Origin of the sequence: Xanthomarina sp. F1114 (assembly GCF_026410255.1) — a bacterium.
Taxonomy (GTDB): Bacteria; Bacteroidota; Bacteroidia; order Flavobacteriales; family Flavobacteriaceae; genus Xanthomarina.
Genome location: NZ_JAPMLL010000009.1, coordinates 121262 through 136373 on the forward strand (window position 1 = coordinate 121262; position 15112 = coordinate 136373).

The 15112-nt window shown below is 32.4% G+C and carries 10 protein-coding genes; 3 read left to right on the forward strand and 7 right to left on the reverse strand.

What is annotated here, in order from left to right:
• The first annotated feature begins 13 nt into the window (after positions 1-13).
• On the forward strand, positions 14-2869 hold the full coding sequence (locus OS188_RS09045; RefSeq protein WP_267148508.1) for a M16 family metallopeptidase: 2856 nt from the start codon (positions 14-16) through the stop codon (positions 2867-2869).
• A gap of 452 nt (positions 2870-3321) precedes the next feature.
• On the opposite strand, the gene OS188_RS09050 is transcribed toward OS188_RS09045, so the two are convergent.
• Both OS188_RS09050 and OS188_RS09055 read right to left on the reverse strand, forming a co-directional pair.
• A complete protein-coding gene (locus tag OS188_RS09050; protein WP_267148509.1) occupies positions 3322-6879 on the reverse strand; it encodes an ABC transporter permease/M1 family aminopeptidase in 3558 nt (1185 codons plus the stop codon).
• Between the two features lie 3 nt (positions 6880-6882).
• On the reverse strand, positions 6883-7770 hold the full coding sequence (locus OS188_RS09055) for an ABC transporter ATP-binding protein (RefSeq protein ID WP_267148510.1): 888 nt from the start codon (positions 7768-7770) through the stop codon (positions 6883-6885).
• Positions 7771-7999: 229 nt separating this feature from the next.
• Here OS188_RS09055 and OS188_RS09060 point away from each other — a divergent pair, with 229 nt between their 5' ends.
• Together OS188_RS09060 and OS188_RS09065 are read left to right on the forward strand one after the other, a co-directional pair.
• The gene (locus OS188_RS09060) at positions 8000-9130 is read left to right on the forward strand and encodes a sensor histidine kinase (protein ID WP_267148511.1); all 1131 of its coding nucleotides are present in this window, start codon (positions 8000-8002) and stop codon (positions 9128-9130) included.
• On the forward strand, positions 9123-9821 hold the full coding sequence (locus OS188_RS09065; protein WP_267148512.1) for a LytR/AlgR family response regulator transcription factor: 699 nt from the start codon (positions 9123-9125) through the stop codon (positions 9819-9821). Before OS188_RS09060 ends, OS188_RS09065 begins: the two co-directional genes overlap by 8 nt.
• Positions 9822-10567: 746 nt before the next feature.
• Here the strand turns inward: OS188_RS09065 and OS188_RS09070 are convergent.
• The 5 genes from OS188_RS09070 to OS188_RS09090 form a co-directional block, all read right to left on the reverse strand.
• On the reverse strand, positions 10568-11362 hold the full coding sequence (locus OS188_RS09070; protein ID WP_267148513.1) for a hypothetical protein: 795 nt from the start codon (positions 11360-11362) through the stop codon (positions 10568-10570).
• 263 nt (positions 11363-11625) lie between these two features.
• Positions 11626-12294, reverse strand: a complete 669-nt coding sequence (locus OS188_RS09075) for a carboxymuconolactone decarboxylase family protein (protein WP_267148514.1) — start codon at positions 12292-12294, stop codon at positions 11626-11628.
• 360 nt (positions 12295-12654) lie between these two features.
• Complete coding sequence (locus OS188_RS09080; protein ID WP_267148515.1) at positions 12655-12792, reverse strand: hypothetical protein; 138 nt, start codon at positions 12790-12792, stop codon at positions 12655-12657.
• A gap of 62 nt (positions 12793-12854) precedes the next feature.
• Entirely contained in the window at positions 12855-13487 is a 633-nt protein-coding gene (locus tag OS188_RS09085; protein ID WP_267148516.1) for a hypothetical protein, read from the reverse strand.
• A gap of 245 nt (positions 13488-13732) precedes the next feature.
• Positions 13733-14668: a hypothetical protein gene (locus OS188_RS09090; protein WP_267148517.1), complete on the reverse strand. Its 936-nt coding sequence runs from the start codon at positions 14666-14668 to the stop codon at positions 13733-13735.
• Positions 14669-15112 lie beyond the last annotated feature (444 nt).

Here is a 15112-nt window from a genome sequence, read left to right on the forward strand (position 1 = left end):
TTTGTTAAACACTATGAAACACTTTACACTACTATTTTTTAGCTTCAATCTGTTTTTTCTGTCCTGTTCTACAGACCCGAAGAAAGCAGAAGCAATTCCAGAGTCTGAATTTAAAATAGACTACGAAAAATTTACTTTAGATAACGGCCTAGATGTTATTTTGCATCAAGATAAAAGCGACCCTGTTGTTTCGGTTGCAATTCAATACGGGGTAGGATCTAACAGAGAAAAGACGGGACGTACTGGTTTTGCTCATCTTTTCGAACATATGTTATTCCAAGAATCAGAGAACGTACCTCAAGATCAATTTTTTAAAAATATTCAGGATGTTGGAGGTACTTTAAACGGTTTTACTCAGAAGGACAGAACAGTCTATTTTGAAATTGTTCCTAACAATGCTTTAGAAAAAGTATTATGGATGGAGAGCGACCGTATGGGGTTTTTAATAAATACGGTAACAGAAGCTGCTTTTTATAACCAACAAGAAGTGGTTCAAAATGAAAAAAGGCAACGTGTAGATAATAATCCTTACGGACATACCAGTTGGGTTATTGATAAAAACTTATATCCAGAAGGTCACCCGTACAGTTGGCAAGTTATTGGCGAGTTGGAAGATTTACAAAACGCTACAGTAGAAGATGTTAAAGAGTTTTATGATAGGTTTTACGGACCAAATAATGCGACTTTAGTGGTTGCGGGCGATTTTGAAAGCGCAGAAGCCAAAGCACTTATTGAAAAATACTTTGGAGAGATCAAAAGACGCCAAGAGGTAGAGAAAATGAAACCTATGCTGGTAACCTTGGCAGAAACGAAGCGTTTGTATCACGAAGATAACTTTGCAAAAGCCCCACAATTAAATATGGTATGGCCAACTGTAGAGAACTATACAGAAGATGCTTATGCTTTGGATTTCTTTGCAGAACTATTCTCTAAAGGAAAGAAAGCACCACTTTATAAAGTATTAACGGAACAAAAACAATTAAGTTCTAGATTATACGCATACAATGGTTCTAGTGAAATAGCAGGCGCTTTTAGAATTAATGTAACAGCAAATGATGGTGTTGATTTGGACCAGGTTGAAGCAGGTATTAACGAAGCATTTGCCATGTTTGAAAGGGATGGTGTTACCGATAAAGATGTGGAACGTATAAAGGCCGGGCTTGAAACTAAGTTTTATAATGGGATTAGTAGTGTTCTAGGAAAGTCGTTTCAATTAGCTAGTTATAATGTTTCTAAGGGAGATCCTGGGTTTATTGAGACAGATATAGAGAACATTAAGAAAGTAACTAAAGAAGATGTTATGCGCGTGTATAACACTTATATAAAAGATAAAAACTATGTGATGACTAGTTTTGTTCCTAAGGGAGAGATTGAGTTGATTGCAGAAAACTCGACGAAAGCACCTGTAGTTGAAGAGAAAATTACGGATAATATAGCTCAAGATATTACAGAAGCTAATAGTGAAGTACTAAAAACTCCTTCAAGTTTTGATCGTTCTATAGCTCCAGAAACAGGGGAGGCACCTTCCTTAAAGATTCCTGAGTCTTGGACGGCAGAGCTTAGCAATGGAATGGACGTATATGGGATTGAGCAGAATGAAATACCTACTGTAAACTTTAGTTTGGTTATGGAAGGCGGTCATTTATTAGACGACATCAATAAAAATGGGGTGGCTAATTTAATGACAGACATTATGATGGAAGGTACGGCGAACAAAACACCTGAGGATCTTGAAGAAGCCATTGAGTTGTTGGGATCCACTATTAATATGTATACAACCAAAGAATCTATTGTAATAAGTGGAAACACTTTGACAAGAAACTTTGGAAAGACCATGGATTTAGTAGAAGAGATTTTATTAGAACCACGTTTTGATGTGGAAGAGTTTGGACGTATTAAAACGAAGACTGTTAATGATATTAAGCGTTCTGCAGCCAACCCAGAAGTTGTAGCCAGCAATGTTTACAACCAATTATTATATGGGGAAAATCATATTTTTGCTTATCCAACCAGTGGAACTGTGGCATCTGTGAACGCTATTACAATGGACGATTTAAAGGCTTACTATAAGAAGAACTTTTCGCCATCTGTGAGTAAATTTCATGTGGTTGGGCAAATAGATCAAACCACGGTTATGAATCAGTTAAAGAGTTTAGAATCTAAATGGGCCGCTAAAGATGTAAACATTCCAGAATTCCCATTGGCCGATGCCCGTGATAAAGCTTCTTTATATTTTGTAGATATTCCGGATGCCAAACAGTCTGTTATTAAAATTGGTTATATTTCTATGCCAAAAACCGATCCCGATTTTTATCCAGCAGAAGTAATGAACTACAAATTAGGAGGTTCGTTTAGTGGGAATGTGAATCTTATTTTACGTGAAGAAAAAGGCTATACCTATGGAGCACGAACTGGTTTTAGTGGTTCTAAACTTCCAGGAACCTTTACGGCTTCATCTAGTGTTAGAACGAATACCACGGGAGAATCGGTTGCGATTTTTAAAGAAGAGATTGCCAAGTATAAAGACGGAATTACCCAAGAAGATTTAGATTTTACTAAAAACGCTTTAATAAAAAGTAATGCCCGTAGATTTGAAACACAAGGCTCTTTATTATGGATGTTACAAGAACGAAGCACTTATAATTTACCAGCTAATTTTATTGAAAATGAGGAAGGGATTGTAAAAGCGATGACATTAGAAACACACAAAGACTTGGCCAATAAATACCTAGACGAATCTAAAATGGCTTATGTGATTGTGGGAGATGCTGCTACACAATTTGCACAATTTAAAAAGATGGACTTTGACGAAGTCATCTTGTTAGATACTGATGGAAAGGAAGTTAAATTAAAAGATGTAAAAATGTAAAGACGTTTGGACGTTATATATTAAAATAAAGACTGCCTGAAAGGGCAGTCTTTTATATTTTTGCGTATATTGAATAAAGTAGCGGAAGGTTAATAAATATAGAGGTTTTTAAATAGTCTATTTTACATAATGTAAATTATAGTACACTTTTAATTATGGATTAGCCAGTGGCTGATTCATAATTAAAACGATGATTAACTATAAAAACATCCACCGGATGTTCTCATTTAAAAAGTATGTAAAATATCCCAAAAGTTCTGTTTTCGAAAGAAACCTTATTACTTGGGTCATTAAACTTTCGTGTTTTCATTAAGAGCATAATTTTAATATTCTCTACAATCCTTCAATATTTATTAAATACGCAATTCTCAACCAAACGTTCGATTGTTTTAACCAAAATTTTATGCGGTCGAGTTAAAATCGAGTCTCTGTTTTTTTTTGAACTCCTTCTGTTAAAACCTAAATATATTATTAACTAAATTCTCATCAGTTCTTGTTCCATAAGGATCAATAGCAATGTAATTAGGAATTTCGCTTACTATAAACTTAACTTTTGTGATTTCTTTATTGATTTGATTTGACTCATAATACAATACAGAGTTATCATCTTTCACTAACGATGGATGCACAGTAAAGGCTCCAATTTTAATAGGTTCGTTTATTCCTATTTGTACTATTTCGCCATTATCTATCGTTTCAAAACGCTTCGCTTTTACGGTTGCAGAAATCTCATAAGTACCATTTTCTAAGGCTACATAAGAACTCTTCATAATGCTTAAGTCATAAGTGATTACTTTTTTAAACCAGTCGTCAATTAAATGATGTTGCTCTTTTGGCGTGACGTTATAAACCAAATCCAAAAATTCAATAGTATTTACTTCCAAAGTAGTACTGTTACGATATGTATCGGTTAGTGCTTTTAAAACATGGTTTACTTTTTCTTCGCCGATAAGATCTCGTAATGCTAGCATAACGTTTAATGTTTTTCCATAAGAAATATAACCTTGACCAAGTACTTTATAAACTGGTGGTTCTAGCTCACTTGCAAAAGATCTTCCTGAAAAATAACGACTTCTAGCGTTCTCACTCAATTCATAAACAGCACGTTTGCCATACATTTTTTCCATGATAACGGCTTCAGTATATTTTGCAAAACCTTCTACAAAAATAGATCCACCTGCAACTGGTTTTGCAGATAACGTATGTCCCCAATATTGATGTGCCACTTCATGTATGGTCCTTTTAGCGACCAAATTGAAAGTTTCTTCGTTTCTAACATCTGCTAAATACATTCGGTCTTCAACCATACTTATCACTCCTGGATGTGCAAAGCCTCCAAATGACCAATGTGAAGGAATTTCTGCTATTCTAACATAATCAAAAGCATAGTCTCCAAAGTTTTCCTCACAATAATCTATGGTTTTTTTGGTGCTGTTTTCAATGTCTTCAATGTTAAATGAATGAGCTTCATCGAAATACTGCTCAATAGAGATTCCTTTGTAATCCACTTTTTTGGTTTTATAGTTTGCTGAAAAATAGGCAATCATTGGTAAGACTTTACTCTTGGTCTTGTAATGAAAGTAATTTCTATTATTTTCTGACCATTGTTTTACCAAGTTACCAGAACTCAATGCCGTTTGGTTGCTACTTGTAGAGACAATAGTTTCAAAGTTTATTTTTTCATTGTTAAAATCTTCAAGAGCAATATGTTCATCTGAAATGATTTCTTCTTCACGCTTTGGCAAATTTCTCTTTTTCCGCTCTACTTTGTCAGTAATTTCTAATCCAGAGCTATAGCCCAATATAGGTTCGAAATCTCTGTGTGTTATATAAGTACTATTATTTACAATGGTTTTGTCCTCTTCATAACCTTTAAGTTCGTGTTTCAATTTATAAGTATAGCGTACAGAATCATTGGGTTGTAACGGTTTTTTAAAGTGAAACAAATAGACACCATAATTACTATCGTGAGTCACTAAATCTGCGCTTTCAATAGCTATAGATTCTAACGGAAGACGTTCCGTTACAAAGACTTCATATAAGGGTTTGTCACTTCCGTTTTTCAATATATAATCTGCTTTTAGGGTATAACGTCTTTCTTCTGGGAAAATAGCAACTTCTGTTTTTCTTGACGTTGGAAATGGTCGTTCTATGCTTTCATATTTTTTGAACTTTTTTTCATACTGTTCTCTAAAATCTAAATTATCGGCTGTAGTTTTGTAATCTGAAACGATATTTGTATTGTAAAAAATCAAACATCCAAAGCCAATAAATACGACAATTAATAATGAAAAAGATACTTTTTGAATAGTTGTAAAACCATATTTAAACTGCTTGAGCTTCGTTGAAAAGTTAGTACCTACACCTCTATTCCATATTTTAAAAGAGATGAATACCAGCAACAATCCAAAGGACAACCAATACATAGCTAAATGATTGAAAAGGCTTACACCACCATAAAAACCATTCATGTTTGTATAGGATATTCTTGGCATAAACCCAAGGCTTGTTAATGGGTGTTCTAATCCTATTGTGCTGGATTTTAGGCTTACCAATACAATCAAGCCAAAAATTCCCATACCTACATACTTACTTTTTGCTAAACTGTTTATAAACAAACCTATCATACTAAATACAGCAAGTTGCAATCCGTAATGATAATATAAAGAGGCATAAAGGCTAAACTCAAAATTGCTATAGTTTAAAGATATTTGAAACAAGATGCACATGATAATTCCAGTAGTTATTAGAATGACTGGTAACAATAAAATGGCAAAGAACTTTGAGAGAAAGAAGACGCTATTCTTTGTTGGTACGGCATCAATAATTAAGTTGAAATTTAAGCTACGCTCTTTCCAGACAATTTCAGCACTATAAAAAATGATTAAAATAAGACTGAAAAGCGTTAACGGGTTTACAATTAAACTTATGAGTTGATTTGTAAATGGATATTGACTCACGCCATATTCTCCACCACTAATAACTGTGCTATATAATTCTGAAAACACAATAGCTAACCACATAATTAATACGACAATAAATGGCAAACTTTTAAACACACTTTTCAATTCTATCTTAAGCAAAGAGAAAAATGCAAGATACTGTGCTTTAAAATTATGTGTTGTCTGTAAAGGTTTATACGCTATTAATTGGGTATTTTGGATCGTCGATTTTTTGGTTTTATTTACTTTTTTAGTGATTTTTCTAAAAGAGAACAATCTGTAAGTACCAAATAAAATAGCCAAACCTACTACTATCCAAACCAATCTATTCCATAAAAACAATCCGGAAAAAGATAGTAATTGTGAGTTTTTTTGAAAAGGTGTCCAGTATTGTGTTTGTTCAAAAAAAGCAGCAATACCAAATGGATCTGCAACTGCAGCAATAGCCATACTTTCTGGTGATGCTGGAACGGCTTGTGCCAATAATGGCGAATTTAGAAAGAGTGCACTTACAAAATATAACATATAAACAAATACAGCACTTACATACGTTGCTGTACTATTTTTTGTTAAAGTGCAAACAGAAAATATGATGGCTGAACATATAAATAAGTTAGGCACTACAATATATAACCAAGGTTGTACATAAGTTAGCAATTGAAATTTACCCAAACGTTCTGTATCCAAAGCAGAAAAATAGTTTCCGAAGATATAGCCTAATATAAATGGTGTAAAAGCCAAGACACTAAAAATAAAGGCACCTATAAACCGGCTCCAGAAGTAATGTGCCTTTTGTATTGAAGAACTGTAAATGAGCGATTCCATATTGTATTGCTTATCTCTAAGCATCCCACTAATGGCAAAGAACATGATGATAAAAACACTTCCTAAAGTAAACAAACTTGTGTGGAAATACACTTGATATACAGAATTATAATTAACACCTGTTGGTGCAAACCCTTGTCTACCAACAAAAACACCCAAGCATAAAAATAGAACAGCGAACATTGGAAATGCACGTTGTTTAAATTGATAAAAAACTTCAAATTTTAATAATTTTGTAAACATAACTTATTGCATTTTTGGTGAATTATTAAAAAGTATAGTGAAATAAAAATCTTCCAAATTTGGTGTAATAGCTTCAAAACTATCTTCAGGTTTATAATCTGATAGCACTCTAATTTGTGTTTCACCTGCAACTAATTTTGTTGAGATAACATCGAATGTTTTTTTACACACTTCAATGTCTTTTTTAGGTACCATCTTTGTCCATATTTTACCTTCAATACTTGCCACTAAATCTTTCGGATTTCCTTCAGAAATAATTTCACCATTAGATAATATGGCCATTTTAGGGCATAAGTTTCTAACATCTTCAACAATGTGTGTGGATAAAATAACAATAACGTTCTCTCCTATTTCACTCAATAAATTTAAAAAGCGATTGCTTTCTTCTGGATCTAAACCTGCTGTTGGCTCATCAACAATAATTACTTGCGGATTTCCTAATAAGGCTTGTGCAATCCCAAAGCGTTGACGCATACCACCAGAAAATGTATAGACCGATTTTTTTCTGTGTTGGTACAAATTTACCTGTTGCAACAATGCTGTTACTTGCACTTTACGTTGCTTTGTATCTAATATTCCTTTTAAAACTGCTAAATGATTTAACAATTTTTCGCACGAAATCTTTGGATACACACCAAACTCTTGTGGTAAATAGCCTAAATGTTTTCTTATATTTTCTGGCTTTTTAATAATATCAGAACCATTAAAGGAAATACTTCCAGAAGAAGGCTCTTGTAAGGATGCAATGGTTCGCATTAAGGAAGACTTACCAGCTCCATTTGCTCCTAACAAACCAAACATACCATTGGTGATTTCTAAATTAATGTCGTTTAATGCCATGACACCATTAGGATAGGTCTTACTTAAATTATTGATTTGTAATGTATTCATAACTGTTGATTTTTAATTGATGTGCTGTTTTAGTTTTAATATGAAACAAACATAAATTGAAGAAAGTCTCCTTTATAATTAATATGATGAATGCTGTTTATATAAAGTCAGAAAGCATGAAAAGCAGTATCAATACTATTTCATGTTGAAAATAATAGTGTTCGTGCTGATTTTAGTAGTGTCTATCAACTTTCTTGTTAATACAGGATTACATACTTACTTTTGTTCTATGGTACAGTTATTAAATAAATACAAAGCATTTTTTATTGGAGTTCTATTAATGTTTCCCATATTTTATGTTTTAGATTATTTCGAGTTCATTCTTATTCCAAAAAACAATCCATTAGAAATCATTATGTATGCTGTTTTTTTTGGAATTTTAGCTGTATTACCTATTTATAATTACAGCTATTTTAAAACCAAAAAAAGAATTATATTAAACGTATTGGCATTAATGGCACTATTCTTTATGGCATTATTTATAGATTCTTTTATGAAAATGCCCGACAATCCAGTCACTTTTATTCTATTAATGGTGTTTTGGTTTGGTTTTGCCTATCTTTTAATTCCTGTATTTATTAAAAAATATTGGAAGTTAATTGTATTTATATATGGTCCTTTATTTTTATATTTTCTCTACTTAAGACTGTTTTCCGGTAATTTAGAGACCTACCTAGAAATCAAGGAAGACTTTCCTTTTTTTATATTCTTTTTACCAATTCCTATGTTATTTCTTATTTGGGTTTTTGAACAATGGAAATGGGTTCAAAACTTAAAAGCAGAAAAATCTAAAGCAGAATTGTCTTTATTACGAAGTCAGATAAACCCACATTTTTTCTTTAATACCTTGAATAATCTGTATGCATTAACCGTAAAACAATCTGAAAAAGCTCCAGAGGTCATTTTAAAGTTATCTGATATGATGCGATATACCATTTATGAAGGAGATAAGGAAATGGTAACCCTTGAAGATGAAATAAAGTACGTAAACAACTACATTGAATTACATAAAATACGCTATAAAAAGTCTGTAGATATTGCCTTTAACCATGATGTGGATACCAGTTTAACTATTGCACCTTTACTGTATATTATTCTTTTAGAAAATGCCTTTAAACATGGCATTGAAACTTTAACTGAAAATGCTTTTATACATATTAACTTAAAAGAAGAAACAGATTTTATTATTTTTTCAATAGAAAATAATTTCGATCCCAATGAAATAAGTTCATCAAACGGCATAGGCTTACAAAATTTAAAAAGAAGACTATCTTTATTGTATAAAAATAAACATGAATTACAAGTTGATGTGTTAAATAACCTCTATAAAACAACCTTAAAGATTGCTAAACATGCTTAAGTATATAATTGTTGATGATGAACCGTTAGCTCATGAAATTATTGAAGAGTTTTGTAGTATGTTACCACATTTACAATTAGAAAAAAATTGTTACAGCGCTATGGAAGCTATACAATATCTAAATGAACACACTGTCGATTTTATGTTTTTAGATATTAATATGCCTAAATTAAAAGGAATTGATTTTTTAAAAACATTGTCTAATCCTCCAAAAACTATAATAACAACGGCTTATAAAGAACATGCTATAGAAGGGTTTGAGCTGAACGTTGTAGATTATATTTTAAAGCCTTTTAGTTTTGATAGATTGGTAAAAGCTGTAAATAAAGTTTCCGAATCTCAAGCTTTAAAAACTGTTCTAAATGAAGTTGCTTCTGACACGTCTACACGATTCTTCATAAAAGGCAATAAAAAGCATTATCAAATAGATTTGAAAGATCTCCTTTATATAGAAGCTTACGGAAACTACACCAAATTGTTTTTAGAGAATGACATGATTATTAGCCACGAAAAAATATCGTATTATGAATCTATTTTAAATGAAAATAATTTTTTGAGAGTTCATAAATCGTTTCTTGTTGCTATAGATAAAATTAAATTTATAGAAGGTAATCGTATTTTAATAAACGAGCATAAAATTCCTATTGGACAAACTTACAAAAGTAGTGTAAATAAGCTATATAACAGTTAATTAGCATTCCACACACATTATGCTTCCCTCCTACGTAGTCGCATAAAAAGTGTTCCATTACATAGTAAAGAAACTTTTGGGATTAAATTTTTTTCAAGAAACTGTAGTAACAACTTTGCCTGCACTCCACCTCGCTGCATCTTCAAAAGGTCTACTAGACCTTTTTCATACGCACGTAACCAAAGCTCAAGTTACATAACGCAAGAACATTATAGTACAAATATATAGTAATTTCTGTATGGCCAATTTTTAGGCTATTTACACATAATTGTTGATATAGTGCCTTCAGGTCTATATCGTAAACAATTATGTTAAAAGAAATCGACTTTAGAAGATTCACGAACACTTAAAACAATAAAATTGCATGAGCTAAATTACGGCTAATTAACTTGTAGGTTTATTTGATAGCTATAATTCTATACTATGTAAAATATCCCACAGTATTTAGTTTTCATTATAATAATTAGAACTTGGGTTATTAAACATTATCGTTTATGCTTATCTTATAAATTTAATATTCCGTATAATCCTTCATTATTTTTTAAATACGCGATTCCTCACGTTGATAATATTGTATTAGATGAATTTGTTAATACTGCGTGTGTCATTCAACGAGTTAAGTATCTTCTAATGTTTCTAATATTCTGAACTCTCCCCAGGTTAATATGGCTATTATCCAAAGTAAGCCCGAAGTAACCATGGAGAAGCTACGGGTGAACCCTTAGGAAGCCCTTGTTTATAAGGGTTTAAAGCAGGGTGATACAGTGCATAACCTGCCTATTTTTTAAAAGGTGAAATTGTTTTTTTTCTTGTTTTAGAAACTGAATTCCGAACCACACTATTAGGGTTGCATGTTTGGAAACAGCTGTTTTTACTGGGGTTTTAAGTTGGATTTGAAGATTTGTATGTTCTATTTTACATAATAAAGGTTCGCTTTTTTGTGTAATGCCTAAGCCATTGTGTTTTGGCGCTACAGGTCTGTAAGACTTCTGGTTTGGTCTACATTTGTAATTTGAAACCAAAGACAGGGCTGCTATAAGTTGGAAATGTGTTGCTGTTTTTGGTTTTTTTTCCAGGTGGATTTTGGAACTTTTTGGGATGCTAAGCGTTATGATTCGTCTGTTTTTATGACTTGTAACGATTGGCTTTGCCGTATATATCTGTTCGAACGATTGCTTTTGGTTAAGTTGAAAACCTTTAAGGGCTTTTGGGTTGTTGGTTAGACTGGCCTCCCTTTTTCCTGGGGAGCCACTCCCCTCTTTGATTATTTTATAACAGACACCAGTTAAGCGACTTGCCATGGTAGAATCTTGAAACTCTTTTGCTGTTTCTAAAATTCCTGTTCTGATGGCTTTTGATAGTCTAGACGCCATACCAAACTCCAGGTTGTTTGCTCTTACTTTTGCATAGGCAGGATCTGTTTGGATACGTTCTTTGGAAGGACCAGTAGCTATACGAGAAATATATTGACCACCTAGTGGATAGTAAGAGATACCGTTTAGAGTGCCATGGATTTTTATGAGACCTTTTTGCTTAGCCACCTGACTTATAGTTATTTAGAACAACCTAAGATAAGCAAAAAAGTGACATGTACTAAAAGAAAGTAGCTTCTTCTGCTCTATTTATTGACTCGCGACTTAAAACCATCGAGCACTAATTAATCCGAAAATTCTTATATTTATTGATTTTACTCTAATAATTAATTCTAGATCTGTTAAGAGGAGGTTTTCTTTCTTCTTCCAGATAGTTTTAATCCTGAATTAATGTTCGTTGCAATTTATCGTCTAAAATCTAAAAGCAGAAGTTATTTATTATTAAATCCATCTTGTTCTTCCGTTGTGGTTTTATCTAATCTTATATTAGACAATCCAACCAAAGCTCTTAAAACACCATGTATACAGGCAATAGGCAATATAATAAGACCTGTTATTAACATCCCTAATTCAAAAAACAGGGTGCTTTCTTTATATGGGTTTCCTTTAAGTCTTGCCTGAAATGCGCTGTATGGAATACCATACATATTTCCTGAAATCATTATTTGGATTGAGGAAAGCATAATCCGTGCTTCTTTTTTGCCATATTCTTTTATAAGTGCATCATAAGCATATTTTTTAGGAAAACCTCTTGTATCTGCAAAATGTTGAGCAAACATAATCGCTTTTGCTTCTTCGGGTTTTATTAAATGATTTTCGCCACTTAAAAAGCTACTTATTTCTTCTCCGCTCATCCCTTGTCGCAAAGCCATTTTAGTGTGGGCATATGAGCAAGCAGGACAACCGTTTACTTCGGTTACTGCCAATTGCAAGCGCTTTAATAAATCGTTATCAACTAGTTTGCTTTTTGCATTTCCAATCAACTTGATTATGGCTCTTGGGATGTACATAAAAGCACGATACATCTCCCATAAACTGAATCTTTTTTTAAATTCGGTTCTTGAGTTAATGAACTCTGAGATGTTGATGTCTGTTTTCATGTCTCTTGTTAATTATTACAGTAAATGTCCTATTAATGACATTTATATGCAATGACATAAATCAGTTTATAACCTCCTAGTTCTACTTTTCTGTTATTGCACGAAGCTTTGTCTTTTACATGATTTATATGGGTTTATATACGTTTTTGCCATTAGTTATTTTTCCAGTGTTTCATTTCCTATACGCTCAATAATTATAACTTTGCATGCTCGTTTTTGGGATTTAATCCTAATAATTTTTGATAGTTTTCTTTTGAAAGTCCAAACTGATTATTTCTAAAACAACCTTCGACCAACTATCAATGGCTACGCTGTTCTACATAGTTTTTTTCCAATAAATTCAAATCATTAATTATCTCTTTAAAATACGTTTGGGTTTTTTCCGTATGCGAATTCTTTAATTTTATATCTATCATTCCAAAAGCTTTCCATATTGTATTTTAATTGTGTAGAACGGTTTTCTGTATGATTTTGTTGCGCCTGCCTGTAGGGAGACAAGGTTTTTTGTTAGCAGACTAAAACTAGCCATTAATTATCCATGGTTTTGGTTATAGTAATTTTTATTCTCTACGAATTGCGATATAAATTTCATGTTCGTACTTGGGAGTTGTAATCTTTATGTCCCTTTCTTGTCGGTTTTGGATAGTGATTTTCAATCCTTTTTCATATAAGGTTTCATTCTCACGATTGTAAATTTCTTGTTCTTCGGTTTCGCATTCTTCGAATTCTTTTTCTACTATCATTTTTCCTGTCGAGAGGTTAAAATCAACTTTTCGCCAATACTCACATATCTTTCCACCAATCTCTGTATATCCGATTAAATAGAAGTCGCCATTCTGGTAACGATATTTATCTGTAAACCCCCATTTCCAGCTACTCCCACCTAAATGGCTGATTTGAAGAATTCCATTTTCAATTTTAATTTCTGTAAATGGGTCGCCCATCATTCCACCATCTTTACTTCCGTAAATTGCTTGGTCAGATTTTTTCCATTCTGTCCATCTGTCATTTTTAAGTTTGTAGATTATTAATTCCCGAGGAACACCGTCAATCTCGTTTTCAGGTCCAATGTTATAAATTACGGCAAGTTCAGCAATAGAATCGTTATCTAGGTCGCCTGAAACAGAATCTACAACTGAGTAATTGTCATGAATTGGTAATTCCTGACTATATGAGAGTTGATTTAAAGTCAACAGAAATGTCCATATGCAGATTGCTTTTTTCATATTTTGGCTAATTGATTATATTGTTATATCCTCTCAAATATATGTAATTTTGGGTTCCTATTGGGGATGGTATGACTTTATATATAGACTAAGCCAAGTTAGGTTTTTACGATTTTTTATAGGTATTGTACTTCTCTTTTTTTGTTACAACTGATCTCTGTAATCAATCAGAATCGACTTTGTTAACAAGGCAGAATAGCTCTTATTAATAATTACTCCAGTAGAATCACTTCTTTCTCCAAAACCCATTTTCCGTTAACTTCTGCACTACGAGTAACTGTAATTTTATTGGGACCTGTTTTCTTAAAAACATCAATCAGTTTTAGATTTTTATGAACAGCCGTATTAATAAAAACAGGGTCGCACAGCTGTTTACCATTGGTTGCATTAAAAACATAAAGACTCTTGGATGTTGGTTTTATATCCCAAAAACCAATTTCATCTGCACTGTCACCATTTAGATCTTTAAGATTTTCTAATTGAGATTGGTAGGCACCTTTAATTGTGATGTCTTCTAAATCCTTATGACTAAAAACAATCACGCTATTGCAACCACCTTTGCACTCCACCTTATTGTTAGTATCAGGATCTGTATTTTGATTGGTGATTATTTCTGGAGAGATTACAGTGGCATAATCCGATAGTCCGTCGCCATTAAAGTCGCCATAGAGTTTCTTCTTATTAGCCTGGATAACACTATTTTCTTTGAAACCAGGAAATATGGGTGCGTCAAGATTTTTCGAATTTTCAGAAACGCCTTCGCGCAAAATTCTAAAATCACCATTCTTATTTACTACTGAAAGATACGATTCATATTCTGCTTTTATTCCATTATAGTTCACTTGTTTAATAAAGGTGACTAAATAATTAGCGCCTTCTTTAGTTATATCAAGTTCGTTGTTTAAAACCTGTTGGGTATAATCTGGAAATTGTTCAAAAAGCAATCTTTTATCTTGTTGCACTTGAGATCTTGTGCGTTTTTTCCCGTAATAGGTTACTACATCCATATAGTCGGCTTCTAAATAAGGCGACTTTAGCTGTGTATGAGCTTCACTCCACTTATTTACAAACTTACGAATCTCTTTTTCATCTTTTGAATCGACCTCATTACAACTATATAATAGTATAAAAAAAAGGGAGAAAATCACTGGGAAATATTTCACGGATCTAATGGGATTTTTACTTAAAAAATTAATGCTAAATATACATGATTTTCGGGAAAATGGTTATAATTTTTAAAAGGAAAACCACGCATATTACAACCATACAGACTCTTGATTTGTCTAAAATTAAATTTCCCTAAACCTAAGGGGTTATTATCTGGTATTAGAGGAAGTATATTTTATTCGTTTTCACGTTTTTTGGTTCTTTTCCAAATAAAATATAAGATAATAATTACTATAGGGAGAATAATAAAAACGATCAGATCAAATGGTTTTGTCAAATCTATAGTGCCACTATCTCCTGGGTTTTGAGTGTATGACGATTTCTGAATTACTAATGAATATAATATGTTTCGCATTGTTTTTTATTTAAATAGTATTAATTCAATCTACGGAATTATTAGCTGAAAGTATCATAAATTTTAAAAA